The following is a 21,510-nucleotide window of genomic DNA, read 5'->3' on the forward strand; positions in this document are numbered from 1 at the left end:
TCCGCGACGCCGCACCCATGCCCACCACCCGCCCCCCCGCCACGCAGGCCCCCGTTCATTACCGCGTGGAAGCCGCCGACCTGCATGCACGCCTGTTCACCATCACGCTCACCGTGGCGCAGCCCCAGGCGCAGCAGGAGTTGTCGCTTCCTGTCTGGATACCGGGCAGCTACCTGGTGCGCGAATTTTCCAAAAACCTTCAGCGGCTGGTGGCACAGCAGGGGCGGCGCGCTGTTCCACTGGTCCAGCTCGACAAGCACCGCTGGCAGGCCAACTGCCGCACCGACCGGCCCCTTGTGCTGACTTACGAAGTGTGCGCTTACGACACCTCGGTACGCACGGCATGGCTGGATGCCTCGCGCGGCTTCTTCAACGGCACCAGCCTGTGCCTGCGGGTGCACGGGCAGGAAGACGCGCCCCACGCGCTCGACATCGCCAGTACGGCGGCCACTGCGCACTGGTCCGTCGCCACGGGCCTCACGCCGCAAGCCGTCGACAAGAAGGGCTTTGGGGTTTATGCAGCAGGCCACTATGACGAACTGGTGGATTGCCCGGTCGAAATGGGCACCTTCTGGAGTGGCCAATTCACGGCCTGTGGCGTGCCCCACCGCTTCGTGGTGGCCGGGGCCGCGCCCTCTTTTGACGGCAAGCGCCTGCTGGCCGACACCCAAAAGATCTGCGAGACCGCCATCCGCTTCTGGCACGGCAAGGGCAAGCCGCCCATCAAGAACTACCTGTTCATGCTCAATGCCGTTCACGACGGCTATGGCGGCCTGGAGCACCGCAACTCCACGGCCCTGATTTGCGGCCGGCGCGACCTGCCCCGCACAGGCGAGGCGCGCGCCAGCGATGGCTACACCACCCTGCTCGGACTCATCAGCCACGAATACTTTCACACCTGGAACGTCAAGCGCCTGCGCCCAGCAGAGTTTTCTCGCTACGACTACAGCCAGGAAAACTACACCCAGCTGCTGTGGTTCTTCGAGGGGTTCACCAGCTATTACGACGACCTGCTGCTGCGCCGCGCTGGCCTGATCGACGATGCCACCTACCTCAAGCTGCTGGCCAAGGCCACCAACCAGGTCCTGCAGACACCGGGCCGCACCGTGCAGACGGTGGCGCAGGCCAGTTTCGATGCCTGGGTGAAGTATTACCGCCAGGACGAAAACACCCCCAACGCCACGGTGAGCTACTACACCAAGGGCTCACTGGTCGCCCTGTGCCTGGACCTGACTCTGCGCCGTGAAGGCAAGACCACGCTCGACGACGTGATGCGCGCCCTGTGGAAACGCTGCGCCGGTGGCCCCATGAGCGAGGCCGATCTGCGCGCCGAACTGGCCACGCTGGCGGGGCGGTCTTTTGACACAGAACTCGACCAGTGGGTGCACAGCACCGCCGAACTCCCGCTGGACGAGCTGCTGGCCGCCCACGGCGTGGCACTCCAACCCGAGCAGCCCCAGCTGGCGCAGCGCCTGGGCCTGCGCGTCACGGAAAACCACAGCGTGCAGATCAAGACCGTGCTGCGCGGCGGGCCCGCCGAAAAGGCAGGCCTGGCCGCTGGTGACGAATGGCTGGGCCTGGATGTACAAGGCCAGGGCTGGCGGATTGCCCGGCTGGAGGATGTGGCGTTCTATGCCGGCCAAGCCACTCAGATCACCGCCGTGGTGGCGCGCGATGGCCGCCTGCTGCAGTTGCCACTGACCCTGCCGGCCATTGCCCCCGCCACGTCCAAGCCGGCAGGGCAGCGCAGCCGCAAGGCACCTGCGGCAACGCCAGACACCATCAGCCTCACCGCAACCGGCAGCGCCGCGCTGAGGCGTTGGCTGACCGGAACGGCAGCGCCATGATTGCGCTCAACAGCCAAAATTCGCGCTTCGGTATAGTCCTCAAAGTTGTTTGAACCCATCAACCCAGGAGATTTCATGGCCTACGAAACCATTGAAGTTCGCACCGAAGCGGACAAGGTTGGCGTCATCACGCTCAACCGCCCCAAACAACTCAATGCCCTGAACGACCAGCTCATGAACGAGCTGGGCGAGGCGCTCAAGGCTTTTGACGCCGATGAAAAGATCGGCTGCACCATCATCACGGGCAGCGAAAAGGCGTTTGCGGCGGGTGCCGACATTGGCGCCATGGCCAAATACAGCTTTGCCGACGCCTACAAGGGCGACTACATCACCCGCAACTGGGAAACCATCCGCTCCATCCGCAAACCCGTGATTGCCGCCGTGAGCGGCTTCGCACTGGGCGGCGGCTGCGAACTGGCCATGATGTGCGACTTCATCATCGCCGCCGACAACGCCAAGTTCGGCCAGCCCGAAATCAAGCTCGGCGTCATTCCCGGCGCGGGCGGCACGCAGCGCCTGCCGCGCGCGGTGGGCAAGGCCAAAGCCATGGACATGGCCCTCACCGCGCGCATGATGGACGCGGTGGAAGCCGAACGCGCCGGCCTGGTGAGCCGCGTGGTCGCCCTGGACAAGCTGATGGAAGAAGCCCTGGGCGCTGCCCTGACCATTGCGAACTTCTCGCAGATCGCCGTCATGGCGGCGAAGGAGTCGGTGAACCGGGCCTTCGAGAGCTCCCTGTCCGATGGCGTGATGTTTGAGCGCCGCCTGTTCCATGCGCTGTTCGCCACCCAGGACCAGAAGGAAGGCATGGATGCTTTTGTGAACAAGCGCGCGGCGAACTTCACCCACCAGTAAATTTGTTCTATAATATTGCTCTTCGGTGATATAGCTCAGTTGGTTAGAGCGCAGCATTCATAATGCTGATGTCGGTGGTTCAAATCCACCTATCACCACCAAATCAAAAAAGCCAGCCTCGCGCTGGCTTTTTTCTTGGCCCATAAAATCGGGCTCCTTTGCCCCCACAGCCTCTGGATACACACCATGAACCGCTGCCACTTCAAGTCGCTTTCGGCCACCGCGTCACCTCGCCACTGTGGTCGCGCCCTTGCGAGCGCATGGATCACAGCACTGGTGCTGACCATGACCCCCGCCACCGCCCAGGTGCCTTCGGGCATGGGCATGGTGCGCAACTTTCCCGAAGCCGCGCTGCGCGGCAATCTCACCCTCAACAGCACCGCCGATGCCACCCTGAACGGGCGCGCCATCCGCATGGCGCCTGGCATGCGGCTGTTCAGCCCGCAGAACACGCTGGTCATGGCGCACACGGTCTTGGGGCAAAGCTTCAAGGTCAACTACGTCATCGAGCCCGGCACGGGCCTGTTGATTTCTGCCTGGATCCTCACCCAGGCAGAGGCGAGCCAGCCACGCAAGGGCAGCGACTCCGTCGAGCGCAACTTCCGCGCCGAGTCGGATTCGGCACAGAAATAACCGTTGCCACCACTGGCCTGCCCGGTGGTGCGCAGTCCACGCCACGACGCCCCTGTGCGCCATGGCGTGCATTCCCGTTGAAGAAATCGCCATGTCCAAAAAAGTCTTTATCAAAACCTTCGGCTGCCAGATGAACGAGTACGACTCGGACAAGATGGCCGACGTGCTGGGCGCCGCCCAGGGTTACGAAGCCACGCAAAACGTGGATGAAGCCGACCTGATCCTGTTCAACACCTGCTCGGTGCGCGAAAAGGCGCAGGAAAAGGTCTTCAGCGACCTCGGGCGCATCAAGCACCTCAAGGAAAAGGGCGTGCTCATCGGCGTGGGCGGCTGCGTGGCCAGCCAGGAGGGTGCCGAGATCATCAAGCGCGCGCCTTATGTGGATGTGGTGTTTGGCCCGCAAACCCTGCACCGCCTGCCCGAGATGCTGAACCAGCGTGCGCGCCTGAACAAGCCCCAGGTGGACATCAGCTTCCCCGAGATCGAGAAATTCGACCACCTGCCGCCTGCACGGGTCGAGGGCGCATCGGCCTTTGTATCGATCATGGAAGGCTGCAGCAAATACTGCAGCTACTGCGTGGTGCCCTACACGCGCGGCGAAGAAGTGAGCCGCCCGTTTGACGACGTGCTGGTCGAAGTGGCGGGCCTGGCCGACCAGGGCGTGAAAGAAATCACCCTGCTGGGTCAGAACGTCAACGCCTACCTGGGCAAGATGGGCGACACGGCAGAAATTGCCGACTTCGCCCTGCTGCTCGAATACGTGGCCGACATCCCGGGCATTGAGCGCATCCGCTACACCACCAGCCACCCCAACGAGTTCACGCCCCGGCTGATCGAGGCCTACGCCAACATCCCCAAGCTGGCCAGCCACCTGCACCTGCCGGTGCAGCATGGCAGCGACCGCATCCTGATGGCCATGAAGCGCGGCTACACCGCCATGGAATACAAGAGCACGGTGAAGAAGCTGCGCGCCATCCGCCCTGACCTGGCGATGAGCAGCGATTTCATCGTGGGCTTCCCCGGCGAGACGGAAGACGACTTCAACAAAATGATGAAGCTGATTGACGACATCCACTTCGACAACAGCTTCAGCTTCATCTTCAGCCCCCGCCCCGGCACACCGGCGGCGGGCCTGCACGACGACACGCCGCACGATGTGAAGCTGCGCCGCCTGCAGCACCTGCAATCTGTCATCAACGCCAACATCAAGTCCATCAGCGAAAGCCGCGTGGGCACGGTGCAGCGCATTCTGGTGGAAGGCGCCTCCAAGCGCGACGCCACCGAGCTGATGGGCCGCACCGAATGCAACCGCGTGGTCAACTTTGTCGGCCAACCCCGCCTGGTGGGGCAAATGGTGGATGTGAGCATCACTGAAGCCAAGGCCTACACACTGCGCGGCGAGGTGCTGGTGCGCGAAAACGCTTGAGCACCTGCGCATCCAATCCATCCAAAACCGGCCTTGCACCGGTTTTTGCTTCTGTTTTTATAGCTACTAGCGCTTACCACACAAGCGCTTGAGGCCAAAAACACCAAAAAATCAGAACGGCATCTTGGGCATGCCACCGCCCAAGCCTTTCATACCGCCCATCTTCTTCATCATCTTCATCAGGCCGCCGCCCTTCATCTTTTTCATCATGCCCTGCATCTGCTCGAACTCCTTGAGCAGGCGGTTGACCTCTTGCACATGCACGCCCGCACCATTGGCGATGCGCTTCTTGCGCGTGGCCTTGATGAGCTCGGGCTTGCGGCGCTCCAAGGGCGTCATGCTCTGGATGATGCCTTCCTTGCGTTTGATGTCTTTTTCGGCCTTGTCCATGTCCAGGGCACCGGCCTTGGCGGTCAGCTGAGACGGCAGCTTGTCCATCAGGCTGGACAGACCGCCCATCTGCTTCATCTGCTGGATCTGCGAGAGAAAGTCGTTCAGATCAAAGCCGTCGCCGCTCTTGACCTTGGCAGCCAGCTTCTGGGCGGCTTCGATGTCCACGCCCGCAGTCACCTGCTCAACCAGCGCCACGATGTCGCCCATGCCCAGGATGCGGCCGGCGTGGCGCTCGGCGTCGAACACTTCCAGGCCATCGAGCTTTTCGGACACCCCGGCAAACTTGATGGGTGCCCCCGTGATCTGGCGCACCGACAGTGCGGCACCGCCACGCGAATCACCATCGAGCTTCGTCAGCACGATACCGGTCAGCGGCAGCGCCTCCTTGAAAGCCTTGGCGGTGTTGATGGCGTCCTGGCCCTGCATGGCATCGACCACGAACAGGGTTTCGACCGGATTCAGCGCGGCATACAGATCCTTGATTTCCTTCATCAAGGCTTCATCGATGGCCAGGCGGCCCGCGGTGTCCACCAGCAGCACATCAAAGTAATGCTTCTTGGCGTAGTCGAGGGCGGCCAGAGCGATATCGAGCGGCTTCTGATCGGGCGTGCTGGGGAACCACTCGGCACCGGCCTGCCTGGTCACCGTCTTGAGTTGCTCGATGGCGGCTGGGCGGTACACGTCGCCGGACACGGTCAGCACCTTCTTCTTGCGCTTTTCGATCAGGTGCTTGGCCAGCTTGGCGGTGGTGGTGGTTTTGCCCGCGCCCTGCAGGCCGGCCATCAGGATCACGGCAGGCGGCTGGGCGGCCAGGTTGATGTCGGCCACGCCCTCGCCCATGGTGGCGGCGAGTTCGCGGTTGACGATGCTGACCAGCGTCTGCCCGGGTTTGAGCGAGCCCAGCACCTCCTGGCCCAGCGCCTTGTCCTTGACGCGGGCAATGAAGTCGCGCACCACGGGCAGGGCCACGTCGGCTTCGAGCAGGGCCATGCGCACCTCGCGCAACATGTCCGTAACGTTGGACTCGGTGATGCGGGCCTGGCCACGCATCTCCTTGACGAGGCGCGTGAGTTTGTCGGTAAGGGCGGATGCCATAGGGTATTCCGGTAGTGCCCGCGAGCGCCATCGGCGCGCGGACCCGCCAGGGCGCTGGCGGTGGGCGAAAGGCTAAACTGTCAGTCATGATTTTACCCAGTGCTTCCCCTGCCAGTTGGCTATTGGCCCTGGCAGCCGCTGCCGCGTATGCCGTGTCGGCGGCGGCGTCCTCGCGCCTGAGCGCCACCGCAGCGCGCAACGCGCTGCTGCTGGCGTGGGTGCTGCACGCCGCCGTGCTGGTGTGGGGTCTATGGGGCGAAGCCCCCCGCTTCGGTTTCGCGCCCGCGCTGTCGATGACCGCGTGGCTGGTGCTCACCATGTATGCCGTGGAGCGGCAGCTTTTCCCACAGTTGCAGGCCCGCTGGATCCTGGCGATGCTGGGCGCGGCGGCCATCGTGCTGAGCCTGCTGTTTCCTGGCCAGCCCCTGCATGTGGCCGCTTCGGCCTGGCTGCCGCTGCACCTGGCACTGGGCATTGCCTGCTACGGACTTTTCGCCGCGGCGGTAGTGCATGCTTGGCTCATGACACGCGCCGAGCGCCATATCCGCCAGGCCGCAGACCCGCAAAACGGCATCCCGCTGCTCACGCTGGAGCGGCTCACCTTCCGCTTCGTGACCGCCGGCTTCGTGCTGTTGACGGCCACCCTGCTGGCTGGCTGGCTGTTTGGGGAAACGCTTTACGGGCATGCAGGGCGTTGGGACCACAAGGCGATCTTCTCGCTGCTGTCATGGATCACCTTTGCGGCCCTGCTGCTGGGCCGCTCGCGCTTTGGCTGGCGGGGGCGCAATGCTGTGCGCATGCTCTACGCTGGCGCCGGGCTTTTGTTGCTGGCCTATGTGGGTTCGCGCTTCGTGATGGAAGTCGTATTGGGTCGCAACGCATGAAATACCTCGTTTTGCTGGTGGTTCTGGTGGTGGCCGTGGGCATCTGGCGCAGCCGCCGCCCCACCGCATCCGGCGCCGCAAAGGCAGCGCCCCGCCCGCCCGCCCTGCCGCAGGACATGGTGGCCTGCGACCACTGCGGGTTGCATGTGCCACGCACTGAGGCCCTGATGCTGGGGCAGCACGCCTACTGCTGCGCCGAGCACAGGCGCCAACACAGCGCCTGACGCAATGCCTCTCCTGCCCGCCGGCCTTTCTCTTTCTGCCGTCGATGCCCCTTTTGTGCGCCTGTGGCGGGGGTTCCTGACCGGCCGCGTCATGGTCGCGCTGGCACTGCTTTTTTTGCAGGGCCTGGGCCAGTTCATCAACCTGGGAGCCGAGCCGGCCGTGCTGGCGGTGTGCCTGGCCTATCTGGCAGCCACCGTGGCCGAGCGCGCCCTGACAGGCCGCGCCCCTCCGCAGCCCGCGGCGGGCCCGCAATGGCTCCCGTTCATCGGCGTGGATCTGGCGGCCGTGTGCGCCTTGCAGTTGCTGCAGGCCGGCACGATGAATTACACGCCCCTGTTCGGCCTGCCCATCCTGATGGCGGCTGTGCTGGGCACGCTGACCCTGGCCCTGGGCACGACGGCGGGCGTCACCTTGTTGTTGCTGGCCTGGGCCTGGTGGCAGGGCCAGCACAACGGGGGCGATGACGCCGCGCGCTATCTCCAGAGCGCCCTGACAGGCACCGGCTTTTTCATCATCAGCTACCTGGTGCACCAGCTGTCGGTGCGACTGGCGCGCGAACAGCAGCTGGCCCAGCAAAGCCAGCTGGCCGCGAGAGTGCAGTCCCAGGTGAACGCGCTGGTGATCGAGCATCTCACCGACGGCGTGCTGGTGCTGGACAGTCAGGACATGGTGCGGATTGCCAACCCTGCCGCACTGCTGTTGCTGGGCGGCCCCAGCGCGCTGAAGCCCCCTTTTGCCCTGGACGACAGCCCCGCCTGGCAACCGCTGGTACGACTGGCGCAACGCACGTTTCGCCAGGACCAGCCCGTCACGGCCGACACAGACCTGTTTCACCCCGGGCAGAGCCCCACCGGGCTGCATGTGCGCACCTGGCTGACCGCCGCGCGCCATGAATCCCTGCAAGAGGCCGGCGAGCGCTTGTGCGTGATGTTCCTGCACGATCTGCGCGAGCTCGAGGCCCGTTTGCGCACCGAAAAGCTGGCCTCCATGGGCCGCATGTCCGCTGCCGTGGCCCACGAAATACGCAACCCGCTGGCGGCCATTGTCCAGGCCAATGCCTTGCTCGAAGAGGATCTGCACGACCCGGGCCAGAAACGACTCGCCCAAATGGTGCGACAGAACGCGGAGCGCCTGGCGCGCATCGCCGAGGAGGTGCTGGACATTGCGCGGGTGCAACACCAGATCAGCCACGCGCCCGCCTCCACACTGATGCTGGACGAATCCGTGGCCCAGATCTGCGCTGACTGGCAACGCCATGATCCGGCGCAGCGCCGCGCCACCATTTCACTGATGGCCCAGGGCGCCCAGATCGAGTTCGATACCGAGCATCTGCGGCGTGTCCTTTTCAACCTGCTGGACAACGCCCTGCGCTACAAGAGCCAGGAAAACGATTCCCTGATCATCACCACGCGCGTCAGCCCCTCAGGGCCCATCAGCCTGCAGGTGTGGAGCGATGGCGCGCCCATGGACAAATCAGTGGAGCGCCACCTGTTCGAGCCCTTCTTTTCCTCGGAAAGTCGATCCAGCGGACTGGGCCTGTATATCTGCCGTGAGCTGTGTCAGCGCCACGGCGCCTCCATTGGTTACCAGCGCCTGGTGTACGCCACAGCGCGCGGCAAGATCGGCGGTAATGCGTTCACCGTAGGTTTTCGCCGCAACACACGCCCCGCCGAAAATGCCACCCTTTTTGACACCATCGTGGTCTGAATCGCTCCTGCACCCATGAACGCCCCAACCGCCTCCATCCTTGTGATCGACGACGAGCCCGATCTGCGCACCCTGTACGAACTGACGCTGCTGCGCGAAGGCTACCGCGTGGAGACCGCCTCCAGCGTGCAGGAGGCGCGCCAGCAACTGAAAGACCAGCGGTTTGACGCCGTCATCACCGACATGCGCCTGCCCGACGGCTTTGGCATGGAGTTGTTGCAGGATTTGCGGGACCAGCAGCGCCGGGAGCGCTGCGTGGTCATGACGGCTTACGGCTCGGCCGAGAACGCCGTCGAGGCCCTGCGCGCAGGGGCATTCGACTACCTGACCAAGCCGGTGGATCTGAAACAGTTTCGCTCTGTGGTGGCATCTGCCATCCAGGGCACCGGCGGTGTGCCTGCCCCGCGCTCCAGCCGCAGCCCGGGTCGCCCAGGCAGCAGTGCGACCGAGCAGGCCGGCACCGGCGAGGCGCTGGACCGCCTCGTGGGCGATTCGCAGGCCATTCGCAATGTCAAGCAGCGCATCGCCAAGGTGGCCCGCAGCATGGCCCCGGTGCTGATACATGGCGAATCCGGCACAGGCAAGGAACTGGTGGCCAAGGCGCTGCACGCCAGCAGCCAGCGCTCTGACGGCCCGCTCGTTGCCGTCAATTGCGGTGCCATCCCTGAAAATCTGCTGGAAGCCGAATTTTTTGGCGCCCGCAAGGGTTCGTACACCGGCGCCAGCCAGGATCGCGACGGATATTTTCAGGCAGCACGCGGCGGCACCCTGTTTCTCGACGAAATCGGCGACCTGCCCCTGGCAATGCAATCGAAACTGCTGCGCGCCATACAAGAGCGCAGCGTGCGCCCCCTGGGTTCGACCCAGGAGGAGACCGTGGACGTGCGCATCGTGAGCGCCACCCACCGCGACCTCGCTGCCGACGTGCTGTCGGGGCGATTCCGCCAGGACCTGTATTACCGCCTGAACGTGATCGAGATCGTCATTCCGCCGCTGCGCGAGCGCCGGGAGGACCTGCCCGCCCTGTGCGCCGCCTTGCTGGCCCGCATTGCGCACGAATCGGGCATCAAGCCACCGGCGCTGACAGAGCGTGCGCTGAGCGCCATCGCCAGCCATCCCCTCACCGGCAACGTGCGCGAGCTGGAAAACCTGCTGCACCGCGCCGTGGCGCTGAGTGACGGAGACGAACTGCATGTGGAGTGCGCCACTTCCACCGCAGAGGCCTTCGGCACCCGGCCCGCCCCGCCAGCACCCATCACCGAAGTACCCTCTGGCACGCACGGGGCCAGTGGGCCACCCCCATGCGCCACGTTGCCCAATGACCTTCAGGCCTGGCTGGACCAGCAGGAGCGGGAGATCCTGGTGCGCGCACTGCGCGAGTCCCACTTCAACCGGACAGCCACTGCAGCACGGCTGGGCATCAGCCTGCGCCAGATCCGCTACCGCATTGCCCGCTTGAACATTGCTGCGCCGAACGACAACGACGTACATGACGACCTTGCCTGACGAACCTGCAGCGCGAACTTTGTGGGACGCGGGCTGGCATCGGAACGCCCTCAGGCAGCCCTCGCCTAATTTTGGTCCACGACCCCATGGCGCCGGCATCGACCTGATCGTTGTCCACTCCATCAGCCTTCCGCCGGGACAATATGGCAGCGGGGCAGTGCAGCAGTTGTTTGCCAACACCCTCGACTGGGACGCGCACCCGTACTTTCAAAGCATCCGCGGGCTGCAGGTGTCGTCGCACTTCTTCATAGAGCGGGATGGCACCCTCTGGCAATTTGTCGACTGCGACCAGCGCGCCTGGCATGCTGGCCAGTCCTGCTATCGCGGCCGCGCCCAATGCAACGACGACTCGATTGGTATCGAGCTGGAGGGACTCGAAGGACGGACCTTCGAGCCGGCGCAATACGAGGTGCTGGCCCGCCTGTGCGTCGACCTTGCAGGGCGCTACCCCGTGGCCCATGTGGCGGGACATGAACATATCGCCCCAGGACGCAAGCAAGACCCCGGCCCGGGATTCAACTGGACGCAGCTGCAAAACCTGCTCGCGTGGCCCCTCGCGCGGTTCCCCATCGAAACCCGAGGCGCTGCCAACACCATCCGATGATGCCGCTGTAGCACGCAAACATCAGCACTGGCGCCGCCATCCGGCGGCTTAAAAAAAGTCTGCCGCAATATCCATGCGGCTCGCTATCGGAAAACCGCCTGTATCGCCCTATTTTGCTTGATTTCGGTCATGGAAAGCCCGCTGCATGGGGCTTGCCGGGCCTGTCGATGTCCTACTTCGCGCCCTATCAACAACTTGTTTGAGACAGGAAGGGTTTTCCCGGCTGTACACTACCGGTAGTGTCTTGAACACTCACGACACACCACATATAGCGTGCTGCTGATTGAAAGCCGTTGCACCCTGCGAATTCCGCGACTGCTTTTCCAGCCCGCCAGCCCATCCCGCACAGCCCACAGAAGAGGACACCCATGCAAGCTGCTTTGAACACCCCGCCCGCCGCCCTCGCCGCCACCCCGCAGGGGTTGCCCACTCACGGCGGCGCTGCGGCCAACGTGCTGACGCACTACCAGATCATTCGGCGCAACGGTGCTGTCGTCCCGTTTGAGCCGCAAAAAATAGCTGTCGCCATGATGAAAGCCTTCCTGGCCGTGCACGGCACGCAGGGCGCTGCATCAGCCAGCGTGCGCGAGGTGGTGGATGCGCTAACGCAAAACGTGATTCGCGCGCTGATGCGCTCACGCCCCGGCGGAGGCACCTTCCATATTGAAGACGTGCAAGACCAGGTGGAACTGGGCCTGATGCGCGGCGGCCACCATGAAATTGCCCGGGCCTATGTGCTTTATCGCGAGCGCCGCACCCAGGAACGCGCCCGGCAAACCGAAGAGCAGACGCCTGCCGCCCCCCAGCTGCATGTCATTGACGGCGGCGAGCGTGTGGCGCTGGACCTGGCACGCCTGCAGTCGCTCATTGCATCGGCCTGTGTCGGCCTGGGTGCAGACGTCAGCGCCCAGCCCATCGTGGCGGAAACCATGCGCAACCTGTATGACGGCGTTCCGATGGAAGAGGTCTACAAGGCATCCATCCTCGCCGCGCGCACCCTGATCGAGAAAGATCCGGACTACACCTACGCCACGGCGCGCCTGCTGCTGCACACCATCGTGCGGGAAGTGCTGGGCCGCGAAGTCACCCAGAGCGACATGGCGCAAAGCTATGTGGACTATTTCCCGCAGTTCATCAAGAAGGGGGTGGAAAACGACCTGCTCGATGAACGCCTGCTGCAATACGACCTGCAGCGCCTGGGCGCCGCGCTCAAGGCGGACCGCGACCTGAAATTCGATTACCTCGGTCTGCAGACCCTGTATGACCGCTACTTCCTGCACGTCAAGAAAAGCCGCATCGAACTGCCCCAGGCTTTCTTCATGCGCGTGGCCATGGGCCTATCCCTGAACGAAATCGACCGCGAAGCCCGCGCGATCGAGTTCTATGAAATCCTCTCCAGCTTCGACTTCATGTCCAGCACGCCCACGCTGTTCAACAGCGGCACGCTGCGCTCGCAACTGTCGAGCTGCTACCTGACCACGGTGCCCGACGACCTCGATGGCATATACGAGTCGATCAAGGAAAATGCCCTGCTGTCCAAGTTTGCCGGCGGCCTGGGCAACGACTGGACCCGCGTGCGTGCCCTGGGCAGCCATATCAAGGGCACCAACGGCGAATCGCAGGGCGTGGTGCCCTTCCTCAAGGTGGTCAACGACACGGCTGTGGCCGTGAACCAGGGCGGCAAGCGCAAGGGCGCCGTCTGCACCTACCTGGAAACCTGGCATCTGGACATCGAAGAGTTCCTGGAGCTGCGCAAGAACACCGGCGACGACCGCCGCCGCACGCACGACATGAACACGGCCAACTGGATCCCCGACCTGTTCATGCGCCGCGTGATGGAAAAGGGCACCTGGACCCTGTTCTCGCCGTCCGACGTGCCCGACCTGCACGACCTGTTCGGCGCCGCCTTCGAAAAGGCCTATGTCGCCTACGAAGAGAAGGCAGCGCGTGGCGAGATCAAGCCCGCCAAGACCGTGCAGGCCACGGACCTGTGGCGCAAGATGCTGACCATGCTGTTCGAGACCGGCCATCCCTGGATCACCTTCAAGGATGCCTGCAATGTGCGCTCGCCCCAGCAGCACGCCGGCGTGGTGCATTCGTCCAACCTGTGCACCGAGATCACGCTCAACACCAGCGACACCGAAACCGCTGTGTGCAACCTGGGCTCGGTCAATCTGCTGCAGCACATCAAGGACGGCCAGATCGACCACGACAAGCTCAAGAAGACCATCACGGTGGCCATGCGCATGCTCGACAACGTGATCGACATCAACTACTACGCCGTCAAGAAGGCCCGCGACTCCAACCTGCGCCACCGCCCGGTGGGCCTGGGCGTGATGGCCTTCCAGGACAGCCTGTACGATTTGCGCATTCCTTACGCTTCGCAGGAAGCCGTGGAGTTTGCCGACCAGTCGATGGAAGCCATCTGCTACTACGCCTACTGGGCGTCCACCGAGCTGGCCCGGGAGCGCGGCAAGTACTCCAGCTACAAGGGCTCGCTGTGGGATCGCGGCATCCTGCCTTTCGACACGCTGAACATGCTCTCGCAAGCCCGTGGCGGCTATGTGGAAGTGGACCGTTCGTCCACGCTGGACTGGGAAGCCCTGCGCAAGAAGATCGCGCAAGACGGTATGCGCAACTCCAACTGCGTCGCCATCGCCCCCACGGCGACCATCTCGAACATCATCGGTGTCGATGCGTCGATCGAACCGTCGTTCGGCAACCTGTCGGTCAAGTCCAACCTGTCGGGTGAGTTCACGGTCATCAACGGCGGCCTGGTGCGCGACCTCAAGCGCCTGGGCCTGTGGGACGACGTAATGATCATGGACCTCAAGCACTTCAAGGGCTCGCTGCATCCTATCGACCGCGTGCCGCAGGACATCAAGGCGCTGTACTCCACGGCGTTTGAAGTCGAACCCCAGTGGCTGGTGGAGGCCGCATCGCGTCGCCAGAAGTGGATCGACCAGGCGCAGAGCCTGAACATCTATATGGCAGGTGCATCAGGCAAGAAACTGGACGACACCTACAAACTCGCCTGGGTACGCGGCCTCAAGACTACGTATTACCTGCGCACACAAAGCGCGACCCACGTCGAGATGAGCACCGTAAATACGCGCCAGCTCAACTCGGTTTCGTCTGGCACCGATGGTGGCGCAACTGCGGCTTCGGCACCTGCACATGCCAAGCCCACCGCACTGGAAGCGGCAGCCGCTGCGGCGGCCAATCAAGCAGCAGCGGTGCCTGCCACGGACGTCAAGTTCTGCGCCATCGACGATCCTGGCTGCGAAGCCTGCCAATAAAGACTTTACGTGCAACGCCTCGAACTCTTCCGAGGCGTTGCGCATGTGCTGTGAAGCAACAAATCGTTGCTGCACAACGCTTCAGTGCTTTTCTTTTTGCAGCACTGCTTTCATAATCCGAACACTGGAAAATCTATGTTGACCTGGGACGAAGAAGTCAAGCCCTCATCGCAAAATCAACTGGACGGTGGACTGCACAAAAGCCACCCGGCGGGACAGCCGCCTTTGCCTTTCCCAGCCCCTTCCCTGCAGGAAGTACATGCATCAATGCCTGCCCCCGCAGCACTGCAAGCAACACCTGCTGCAGCCACGCAACGCCGCGTGAACGCCGCCGACAAGCGCATCATCAACGGCCAGACCGACGTCAACCAGCTGGTGCCCTTCAAGTACAAGTGGGCGTGGGAAAAATACCTGGCCACCTGCGCCAACCACTGGATGCCGCAAGAGGTGAACATGACGCGCGACATCGCGTTGTGGAAAGACCCCAACGGCCTGACCGAAGACGAGCGCCGCATCATCAAGCGCAACCTCGGCTTCTTCGTCACCGCCGATTCGCTGGCTGCCAACAACATCGTGCTGGGCACCTACCGTCACATCACCGCGCCTGAGTGCCGACAGTTCCTGCTGCGCCAGGCGTTTGAGGAAGCCATCCACACGCACGCCTACCAGTACATCGTCGAGTCACTCGGCCTGGATGAGAGCGAGATATTCAACGCCTATAACGAAGTCCAGTCGATTCGCGACAAGGACCAGTTCCTGATCCCCTTCATCGAAGCGATCATGGACCCCAACTTCCACACCGGCACGCCCGAAACCGATCAGACTCTGCTCAAGTCGTTGATCGTGTTCGCCTGCCTGATGGAAGGGCTGTTCTTCTACGTCGGCTTCACCCAGATCCTGGCGCTGGGCCGCCAGAACAAGATGACCGGTGCGGCCGAGCAATACCAGTACATCCTGCGCGATGAGTCCATGCACTGCAACTTCGGCATCGACCTGATCAACCAACTCAAGCTTGAAAACCCCCACCTGTGGACGGCAGAGTTCAAGGCCGAGATCAAGGCGCTGTTCCTCAAGGCTGTCGAACTCGAATACCGCTACGCCGAAGACACCATGCCCCGTGGCGTGCTGGGCATGAACGCCTCGATGTTCAAGGGTTATCTGCGCTACATCGCCAACCGCCGGGCCACGCAGATCGGGCTGGAGACACTGTTTCCCAACGAAGAAAACCCTTTTCCGTGGATGAGCGAGATGATCGATTTGAAGAAGGAACGCAACTTCTTCGAGACCCGGGTTATTGAATACCAGTCCGGTGGTGCGCTGTCCTGGGATTAGCGCCCCTTTTTGCAGGCATCACACCACCATGGATTTTTACACCACACCCCACACAGACAGTGCCGCAGAGCGCCGCCTGGTGGGGCGTTCCCGTGTTCATGGGGATGGAGCTCTTCTCCATCCCCATGGATCGCTTTCTGTCCACTGCAGACAGGAAGTGCTCTTTGCAAATTGACCCAAGGAGAACATGATGGCAACTGCGAAAAAACCGGCCGCCAAGAAGGCTGCACCAGCGAAGAAAGCTGCTCCTGCCAAAAAGGTAGTGGCCGCCAAGAAGGCTGCACCAGCAAAGAAAGCCGCTCCTGCCAAAAAGGTAGTGGCCGCCAAGAAGGCTGCACCAGCAAAGAAAGCTGCTCCTGCCAAGAAGGTAGTGGCCGCCAAGAAGGCTGCACCAGCAAAGAAAGCCGCTCCTGCCAAAAAGGTAGTGGCGGCCAAGAAGGCTGCACCAGCGAAGAAAGCTGCTCCTGCCAAGAAGGTAGTGGCCGCCAAGAAGGCTGCACCAGCAAAGAAAGCCGCTCCTGCCAAAAAGGTAGTGGCCGCCAAGAAGGCTGCACCAGCGAAGAAAGCTGCTCCTGCCAAGAAGGTAGTGGCTGCAAAGAAGGCTACTGCATCTGCCCCAAAGGCAGCCCCCGCAAAGAAAGCCGTGAAGGCCCCTGCGGCCGCGCCATCTGCGCAAACCACGCTGAACCCCCAGGCCGCTTGGCCCTTCCCGACCGGCACCAAGCCGTAAACCAGGCCCATTCAGTGCCCAACCCGGTGCTCGTGCACCGGGTTTTTTATGCCCAGAACAATGGTGGCCAGACGTCTGGGCTGCTATCGGCAGCACAGACCGCAAACTCCGGCATGCACGCCGCGTCAGGCTGGGGTGAAGTCCAATGTGTAGTTCTGCGGTCCACGCTGTGCAATTTTGAGAGCCCCCACGCGATTGCCCAACTCGGCGCAACGCACGAGCGACCAGCCACGCTCCAACCCAAAAAGCAGCGCACCCCGCCATGCATCGCCACATCCCGTCGGATCTACCACCTGTGCGGGTTTTACAGCAGGGACCAACGTCTTTTCTCCGTCAATCCACACCTCACAACCCTGCGCCCCCAACGTGACGATCAGCCCCTTCACCTTGCGCGAGATTTCCGCGCATGACCAGCCCGTGCGCTCGCACAGCATCTTGCCTTCATAGTCGTTCACAGTGACCCAGGTGGCCTGCTCGACAAACCGGGACAGTTCAGCTCCGCTGAACATGGGCAGACCCTGGCCTGGATCGAAGACAAACGGAATATCTGCCGCCACAAACTGCGCCGCATGCTCCAGCATTGCGTCCCGACCATCGGGCGCAACAATGCCAAGACGCGCATCCGTCCAAGGCTCAATGCGGTTCGCATGGGCCTGCATCATGGCCCCGGGGTGAAATGCCGTGATCTGGTTGTTGTCACGGTCCGTCATGATCATGGCCTGCGCCGTGTAGGTGTCATGGCTCTGACCTACGTGTGCCGTGCTGATGCCCAACTCCTTCAGTCGCAACAGATAGTCGGTGCCGTCGCTACCCAGCATTGCCATGGGCAGCGGCTCGCCACCCAGCAGCCGCAGACTGTAGGCAATATTGCCAGCGCATCCTCCAAAATCGCGCCGCAAGGAGGGCACCAGAAACGAGACATTGAGGATATGCAACTGATCGGGCAAGATCTGCTCGGCAAACCGCCCTTCAAAAGTCATGATGGTGTCAAACGCAAGTGAACCGCAAATCAGTACAGCCATGGCAAAAGATAGATAGAAAGATCAGGGATAAAACGCCAGCAGCCGATAGCCCGCCACGCGTGCCCCGCCAGTGGTCACGTTGACCGCAACCGAAGCGGTCCAATCGCCCAAGGCAGGCAGTTCCGTGGGAGCCGCCATCTCTTGCGGCAAAAACACCCGCCGGAGCACAGGCTGGTCCTGTGCATCGGTCAAGGTCAATTCCATGGCAGGCGTGGCAAGGGGCACGGTTGCACGGTTCTTGATGGCAAAGGTCAGCTGGTAGCTGTCTGCGCGCCCCTTGTGGAATGAAGAGCTGTCGATCATGACATCCGATATCTGCCGCAGCGGAGCCAACGCACATTGGAAGGGTTCACACAGCATCTGAAGCCAAGGGCGAACACGCGCATCCATGGCAGCAATGCGATCGCGCTCCTGCAGCACCACCTGCAATGCCAATGTGCACAACAGCACGAACACAACGGCCCCCAACGCCACCCGCACAAGGGGGCGCCGCCAGAAGGCCTTGCGCTTCGCCGCGCGCACGAAACTCACCTCATCTGCGCCCAAAACCCCGTCGTGCAAGTCATCCTCTTGCTGATCTTGCGGCATGCTGTCACGAAGGTTCCCATCCAACGCATCCCCCAGCCCCATGCCGGACGGCGACTTGCAGGAAGACGATTCAGACAATGAGGGCTCATCGAATGACATGTCAGGACCCTGCTCTGACCCGTTCTCCTGCGCCTGCGCACTGTCAAGCGCATCCGCGAAATCACCAATGTCCTGCTCCTCAACCGATTGCTTGCGCAGCAACTCCGTAGGTGGATGCAACGCACCGGCTGCAGCGGTCGAATTTTCGCCCCGCAACTCTTCTGGCCACTCCGCGTCACGCCATTCGGCAGATGGCAGCTCATAGCCGGCCGGACTCTCGCACATCTCGACCGCAGGCGTTTCTTCCTTGGACGATTCTTCACCACCCATCTGCGTGAACGGCGACAACGTATCGGATATCGGCGCCATATCGGTGGCACCTGCAGACACACCAGATCGCCAGGGAAATGGACTGGATGACTGCGGTATCGTCTCTGTCTCTGTCTCTGTCTCTGTCTCTGTCTCTGTCTCTAAGGAAGATGCAACCGCTGTTTCCGTAACAAGAAATGCAGGAACCACCGGGCCCGGCACATCCAGCACAGCGTCTCGCGCAGAGGAATCCCACGATGTGTCGTGCGAGTCGGTGGGCGGCATGGATGGCGCGGAAGAAGCAGAGTTGTCCCCAGCTGTGGGGGCGCCCCAGGCGCGCCCTGCATCGGTGGCACGCGCCACAGGTGTCAGCGGTGGGCGCGCGGCGGTCATGGACACATCCGGCAGCAAGGCCTGCGGCTCCGAGGGCAGCAGGTGGGCCGATGCATCAAAAACCTCCTTGCATTGCCCGCATCGCACCCAGCCGTCGGAAATGCGCAACTGGTCGGCCACCACCTTGAACTTGGTCGTGCAGGACGGGCAGCGTGTAATCTGGCTCATCTGCGATCCATGGTAGTTGGCGCCCCCTTAGGCAATCGGCTGCGGCACAAGAAATTCAGCGGGAGCCCGTCATGAGAATCCAGCCATCCTCGGCATCGGCAACCTCCAGGCGGATCCACGGTGCGTAGGCTTCCTGCAGCTCCTGCGCCTGGCGCTCCAGGATACCCGCGAGCACGAGGTGCCCGCCTGAAGCGACATGCGCGCACAGCAAGGGGGCCAGCACCTTCAGCGGAGTGGCCAGAATGTTAGCCAGCACGGTCTGATAAGTCCCAAGGGCCTTGTCCGGCAGGCCAGCCTGTACCTGCACACCATTGGCCTGCGCGTTCTGCACCGTGGATTCGACGGCCGCCGGGTCAATGTCCACGGCATCAATATCCGTAGCACCGAACTTGGCCGCACCGATGGCCAAGATGCCCGAGCCACAACCGTAGTCCAGCACACGCCCCAGCGGATTTCCAGCCTCGGCACCCGCCGCACCATGGCGCGCAATCCATCGCAGGCACATGCGCGTGGTGGGATGGGTGCCCGTGCCAAAGGCCAACCCCGGATCCAGCCGGATGCTGCGCAGCGCCTGCGCAGGCAACTCGTGCCAAGTGGGAACAATCCAGAAGTCGGGGGTGATATCGACCGGCGCAAACTGAGACTGCGTCAGCCGCACCCAGTCCTGTTCCGGCACGGTCGCCAGACCCAGCACCTGGCAGCCTGCGAAAAAGTCCTGCACGGCCAAGAGTTGCTGCGCGTCGCGCGCGGCGGCTTCCGTCGCAAACAAGGCCACCACCCGGCTGCGTTGCCAGCCATCCTTGGGCGGCGGCATGCCCGGCTCCCCGAACAATGCCTGCTCGGCGTCGGTCTGTGCGTCTGCGTCCTCCACCGACACACTCAGGGCATCCAGCGCGTCCAGCGCATCGCTCACCGCCTCAATGCGGTCTTCCGGACACATCAGACTCAGCTCAAACATGGGACACGCCTCTCAGAAAAAATGAAATGCTGGCACCCGTTGCCAGGAGCCAGCATAGAACGATGCACAAGGTGACTTCACCGCTTGCGCTGTGACAACCACTCTTCCAGATAGTGAATGTTGGTGCCACCCGCCACAAACTTGGCATCCACCATCAACTCGCGGTGCAGCGGTACATTGGTGCTGATCCCCTCAATCACCGTCTCCGACAGCGCCGTGCGCATGCGGGCCAGGGCCTGCTCACGCGTATCGCCATGCACAATAATCTTGCCGATCATCGAGTCATAGTTCGGGGGAACAAAATAATTGGCATAGGCATGCGAATCCACGCGCACACCCGGGCCGCCCGGTGCATGCCACATGGTGATGCGTCCCGGCGAAGGAGTGAACTTGTAGGGATCTTCCGCATTCACCCGGCATTCGATGGCATGGCCACGAATCTCGATCTGCCGCTGGGTGAAGGGCAGCTTTTCACCGGCGGCCACCATGATCTGCGTGCGCACGATGTCCACGCCCGTGATCCATTCGGTCACCGGGTGCTCCACCTGCACGCGCGTGTTCATCTCGATGAAGTAGAACTCACCGTTTTCATACAGGAACTCGAACGTGCCCGCGCCGCGGTAACCGATCTTCTTGCAGGCCGCCACACAGCGCTCACCAATCCGCTCGATCAGCTTGCGGGGAATGCCGGGCGCCGGCGCCTCTTCAATCACCTTCTGGTGGCGCCGCTGCATGGAGCAGTCGCGCTCGCCCAGATACACAGCATTGCGGTGCTTGTCGGCGAGAATCTGGATCTCGATATGGCGCGGGTTCTGAAGAAACTTCTCCATGTACACCGCAGGATTGCCAAACGCAGCGCCCGCCTCGGCCTTGGTCATCTGCACGGCGTTGATCAGGGCAGCCTCGGTGTGCACCACGCGCATCCCGCGGCCACCACCGCCACCAGCGGCCTTGATGATCACCGGGTAACCCACGGCCTTTGCAATGCGGCGAATCTGCACCGGATCGTCCGGCAACTCGCCGTCAGACCCGGGCACGCAGGGCACGCCAGCGCGGATCATGGCCTGCTTGGCCGACACCTTGTCACCCATCATGCGGATGTTTTCGGGCGTGGGGCCAATGAACTGGAAACCGCTTTTTTCCACCCGCTCGGCAAAGTCGGCATTTTCGGACAGGAAACCATAACCCGGGTGGATGGCTTCCGCATCCGTCACCTCGGCCGCCGAGATGATGGCGGGCATGTTGAGGTAGGACAGTGGCGACGGCGCCGGGCCAATGCAGACGGCCTCTTCGGCCAGCTTCACATACTTGGCATCACGATCGGCCTCTGAATAGACCATCACGGCTTTGACGCCCAGTTCCTGGCAGGCGCGCTGGATGCGAAGGGCGATTTCGCCGCGATTGGCAACAAGAATCTTTTTAAACATAGGCTGTCTCGCGGCTCATCGCCCGCACGCTGGCGCGTGCCAGGGCAATCTGCTTCGCCTTGCCTTCGGC

At 62.7% G+C, this 21,510-nt stretch carries 17 protein-coding genes, 1 tRNA gene and 1 pseudogene; 13 read left to right on the forward strand and 6 right to left on the reverse strand.

Annotation, left to right across the window (positions count from 1 at the left end):
• Positions 1 to 17: 17 nt before the first annotated feature.
• From CCX87_RS14695 to miaB, 5 genes are all read left to right on the forward strand, one after another.
• Positions 18 to 1,847 carry a M61 family metallopeptidase gene (locus CCX87_RS14695; protein WP_087747456.1) on the forward strand — a complete coding sequence of 610 codons (1,830 nt, stop codon included), beginning with the start codon at positions 18 to 20 and terminating at the stop codon, positions 1,845 to 1,847.
• Between the two features lie 75 nt (positions 1,848 to 1,922).
• A complete protein-coding gene (locus CCX87_RS14700; protein ID WP_087748375.1) occupies positions 1,923 to 2,702 on the forward strand; it encodes an enoyl-CoA hydratase in 780 nt (259 codons plus the stop codon).
• 24 nt (positions 2,703 to 2,726) lie between these two features.
• A tRNA-Met gene (locus CCX87_RS14705) sits at positions 2,727 to 2,803 on the forward strand.
• A gap of 184 nt (positions 2,804 to 2,987) precedes the next feature.
• Positions 2,988 to 3,335, forward strand: a complete 348-nt coding sequence (locus tag CCX87_RS14710; RefSeq protein ID WP_087748376.1) for a hypothetical protein — start codon at positions 2,988 to 2,990, stop codon at positions 3,333 to 3,335.
• 91 nt (positions 3,336 to 3,426) lie between these two features.
• Positions 3,427 to 4,761 (forward strand): tRNA (N6-isopentenyl adenosine(37)-C2)-methylthiotransferase MiaB, encoded by a 1,335-nt coding sequence (gene miaB, locus CCX87_RS14715; RefSeq protein ID WP_087748378.1) that lies wholly within the window; start codon positions 3,427 to 3,429, stop codon positions 4,759 to 4,761.
• Positions 4,762 to 4,872: 111 nt separating this feature from the next.
• Here the strand turns inward: miaB and ffh are convergent, their stop codons facing one another.
• The gene (gene ffh / locus CCX87_RS14720; protein ID WP_087747459.1) at positions 4,873 to 6,249 is read right to left on the reverse strand and encodes a signal recognition particle protein; all 1,377 of its coding nucleotides are present in this window, start codon (positions 6,247 to 6,249) and stop codon (positions 4,873 to 4,875) included.
• An 86-nt stretch (positions 6,250 to 6,335) separates the two neighbouring features.
• On the opposite strand from ffh, the gene CCX87_RS14725 reads away from it, so the two are divergent.
• The 8 genes from CCX87_RS14725 to CCX87_RS21355 all read left to right on the forward strand — a co-directional run bounded on the left by CCX87_RS14725 (position 6,336) and on the right by CCX87_RS21355 (position 16,536).
• On the forward strand, positions 6,336 to 7,133 hold the full coding sequence (locus tag CCX87_RS14725) for a cytochrome C assembly family protein (protein ID WP_087747461.1): 798 nt from the start codon (positions 6,336 to 6,338) through the stop codon (positions 7,131 to 7,133).
• Positions 7,130 to 7,357 carry a PP0621 family protein gene (locus tag CCX87_RS14730; protein ID WP_087747463.1) on the forward strand — a complete coding sequence of 76 codons (228 nt, stop codon included), beginning with the start codon at positions 7,130 to 7,132 and terminating at the stop codon, positions 7,355 to 7,357. Before CCX87_RS14725 ends, CCX87_RS14730 begins: the two co-directional genes overlap by 4 nt.
• Before the next feature lie 4 nt (positions 7,358 to 7,361).
• Positions 7,362 to 9,065, forward strand: coding sequence for an ATP-binding protein (locus CCX87_RS14735; RefSeq protein WP_087747465.1), 1,704 nt, complete (start codon positions 7,362 to 7,364; stop codon positions 9,063 to 9,065).
• Between the two features lie 15 nt (positions 9,066 to 9,080).
• The gene (locus tag CCX87_RS14740) at positions 9,081 to 10,571 is read left to right on the forward strand and encodes a sigma-54-dependent transcriptional regulator (protein ID WP_087747469.1); all 1,491 of its coding nucleotides are present in this window, start codon (positions 9,081 to 9,083) and stop codon (positions 10,569 to 10,571) included.
• Positions 10,555 to 11,175 (forward strand): 1,6-anhydro-N-acetylmuramyl-L-alanine amidase AmpD, encoded by a 621-nt coding sequence (gene ampD, locus CCX87_RS14745; RefSeq protein WP_087747471.1) that lies wholly within the window; start codon positions 10,555 to 10,557, stop codon positions 11,173 to 11,175. The genes CCX87_RS14740 and ampD overlap by 17 nt, the downstream gene beginning before the upstream one ends.
• Before the next feature lie 368 nt (positions 11,176 to 11,543).
• Positions 11,544 to 14,474 (forward strand): ribonucleoside-diphosphate reductase subunit alpha, encoded by a 2,931-nt coding sequence (locus tag CCX87_RS14750; protein ID WP_087747474.1) that lies wholly within the window; start codon positions 11,544 to 11,546, stop codon positions 14,472 to 14,474.
• Between the two features lie 135 nt (positions 14,475 to 14,609).
• Positions 14,610 to 15,806: a ribonucleotide-diphosphate reductase subunit beta gene (locus CCX87_RS14755; RefSeq protein WP_087747476.1), complete on the forward strand. Its 1,197-nt coding sequence runs from the start codon at positions 14,610 to 14,612 to the stop codon at positions 15,804 to 15,806.
• 190 nt (positions 15,807 to 15,996) lie between these two features.
• Positions 15,997 to 16,536, forward strand: coding sequence for a histone (locus tag CCX87_RS21355; protein ID WP_087748379.1), 540 nt, complete (start codon positions 15,997 to 15,999; stop codon positions 16,534 to 16,536).
• 125 nt (positions 16,537 to 16,661) lie between these two features.
• On the opposite strand, the gene CCX87_RS14765 is transcribed toward CCX87_RS21355, so the two are convergent.
• From CCX87_RS14765 to accC, 5 genes and pseudogenes are all read right to left on the reverse strand, one after another.
• Complete coding sequence (locus tag CCX87_RS14765; protein WP_087747478.1) at positions 16,662 to 17,558, reverse strand: carbohydrate kinase family protein; 897 nt, start codon at positions 17,556 to 17,558, stop codon at positions 16,662 to 16,664.
• 21 nt (positions 17,559 to 17,579) lie between these two features.
• Positions 17,580 to 18,554: a DUF3426 domain-containing protein gene (locus CCX87_RS20925; protein ID WP_232476592.1), complete on the reverse strand. Its 975-nt coding sequence runs from the start codon at positions 18,552 to 18,554 to the stop codon at positions 17,580 to 17,582.
• Between the two features lie 435 nt (positions 18,555 to 18,989).
• A pseudogene (locus CCX87_RS21680) lies at positions 18,990 to 19,055 on the reverse strand (zinc-ribbon domain-containing protein); the annotation flags it as partial.
• Positions 19,056 to 19,110: 55 nt separating this feature from the next.
• Positions 19,111 to 20,013 carry a 50S ribosomal protein L11 methyltransferase gene (gene prmA, locus CCX87_RS14775; protein ID WP_087747481.1) on the reverse strand — a complete coding sequence of 301 codons (903 nt, stop codon included), beginning with the start codon at positions 20,011 to 20,013 and terminating at the stop codon, positions 19,111 to 19,113.
• A gap of 77 nt (positions 20,014 to 20,090) precedes the next feature.
• Positions 20,091 to 21,440 carry an acetyl-CoA carboxylase biotin carboxylase subunit gene (accC, locus tag CCX87_RS14780; protein WP_087747482.1) on the reverse strand — a complete coding sequence of 450 codons (1,350 nt, stop codon included), beginning with the start codon at positions 21,438 to 21,440 and terminating at the stop codon, positions 20,091 to 20,093.
• Positions 21,441 to 21,510: the final 70 nt, after the last annotated feature.

The sequence above is a fragment of the Acidovorax sp. T1 genome, assembly GCF_002176815.1.
Taxonomy (GTDB): domain Bacteria; phylum Pseudomonadota; class Gammaproteobacteria; order Burkholderiales; family Burkholderiaceae_C; genus Acidovorax.

What these genes read in the sequence shown, in the direction of transcription:
- CCX87_RS14730 (WP_087747463.1), top strand. Translation starts at nt 7,130, where the DNA reads ATGAAATACCTCGTTTTGCTGGTGGTTCTGGTGGTGGCCGTGGGCATC.
- CCX87_RS14710 (WP_087748376.1), top strand. Translation starts at nt 2,988, where the DNA reads ATGACCCCCGCCACCGCCCAGGTGCCTTCGGGCATGGGCATGGTGCGC.
- CCX87_RS14755 (WP_087747476.1), top strand. Translation starts at nt 14,610, where the DNA reads ATGTTGACCTGGGACGAAGAAGTCAAGCCCTCATCGCAAAATCAACTG.
- CCX87_RS14750 (WP_087747474.1), top strand. Translation starts at nt 11,544, where the DNA reads ATGCAAGCTGCTTTGAACACCCCGCCCGCCGCCCTCGCCGCCACCCCG.
- CCX87_RS14700 (WP_087748375.1), top strand. Translation starts at nt 1,923, where the DNA reads ATGGCCTACGAAACCATTGAAGTTCGCACCGAAGCGGACAAGGTTGGC.
- CCX87_RS14735 (WP_087747465.1), top strand. Translation starts at nt 7,362, where the DNA reads ATGCCTCTCCTGCCCGCCGGCCTTTCTCTTTCTGCCGTCGATGCCCCT.
- miaB (WP_087748378.1), top strand. Translation starts at nt 3,427, where the DNA reads ATGTCCAAAAAAGTCTTTATCAAAACCTTCGGCTGCCAGATGAACGAG.
- CCX87_RS14725 (WP_087747461.1), top strand. Translation starts at nt 6,336, where the DNA reads ATGATTTTACCCAGTGCTTCCCCTGCCAGTTGGCTATTGGCCCTGGCA.
- accC (WP_087747482.1), bottom strand. Translation starts at nt 21,440, where the DNA reads ATGTTTAAAAAGATTCTTGTTGCCAATCGCGGCGAAATCGCCCTTCGC.
- ffh (WP_087747459.1), bottom strand. Translation starts at nt 6,249, where the DNA reads ATGGCATCCGCCCTTACCGACAAACTCACGCGCCTCGTCAAGGAGATG.
- ampD (WP_087747471.1), top strand. Translation starts at nt 10,555, where the DNA reads ATGACGACCTTGCCTGACGAACCTGCAGCGCGAACTTTGTGGGACGCG.
- CCX87_RS14740 (WP_087747469.1), top strand. Translation starts at nt 9,081, where the DNA reads ATGAACGCCCCAACCGCCTCCATCCTTGTGATCGACGACGAGCCCGAT.
- CCX87_RS14695 (WP_087747456.1), top strand. Translation starts at nt 18, where the DNA reads ATGCCCACCACCCGCCCCCCCGCCACGCAGGCCCCCGTTCATTACCGC.
- CCX87_RS21355 (WP_087748379.1), top strand. Translation starts at nt 15,997, where the DNA reads ATGGCAACTGCGAAAAAACCGGCCGCCAAGAAGGCTGCACCAGCGAAG.
- CCX87_RS20925 (WP_232476592.1), bottom strand. Translation starts at nt 18,554, where the DNA reads ATGGCGCCGATATCCGATACGTTGTCGCCGTTCACGCAGATGGGTGGT.
- prmA (WP_087747481.1), bottom strand. Translation starts at nt 20,013, where the DNA reads ATGTTTGAGCTGAGTCTGATGTGTCCGGAAGACCGCATTGAGGCGGTG.
- CCX87_RS14765 (WP_087747478.1), bottom strand. Translation starts at nt 17,558, where the DNA reads ATGGCTGTACTGATTTGCGGTTCACTTGCGTTTGACACCATCATGACT.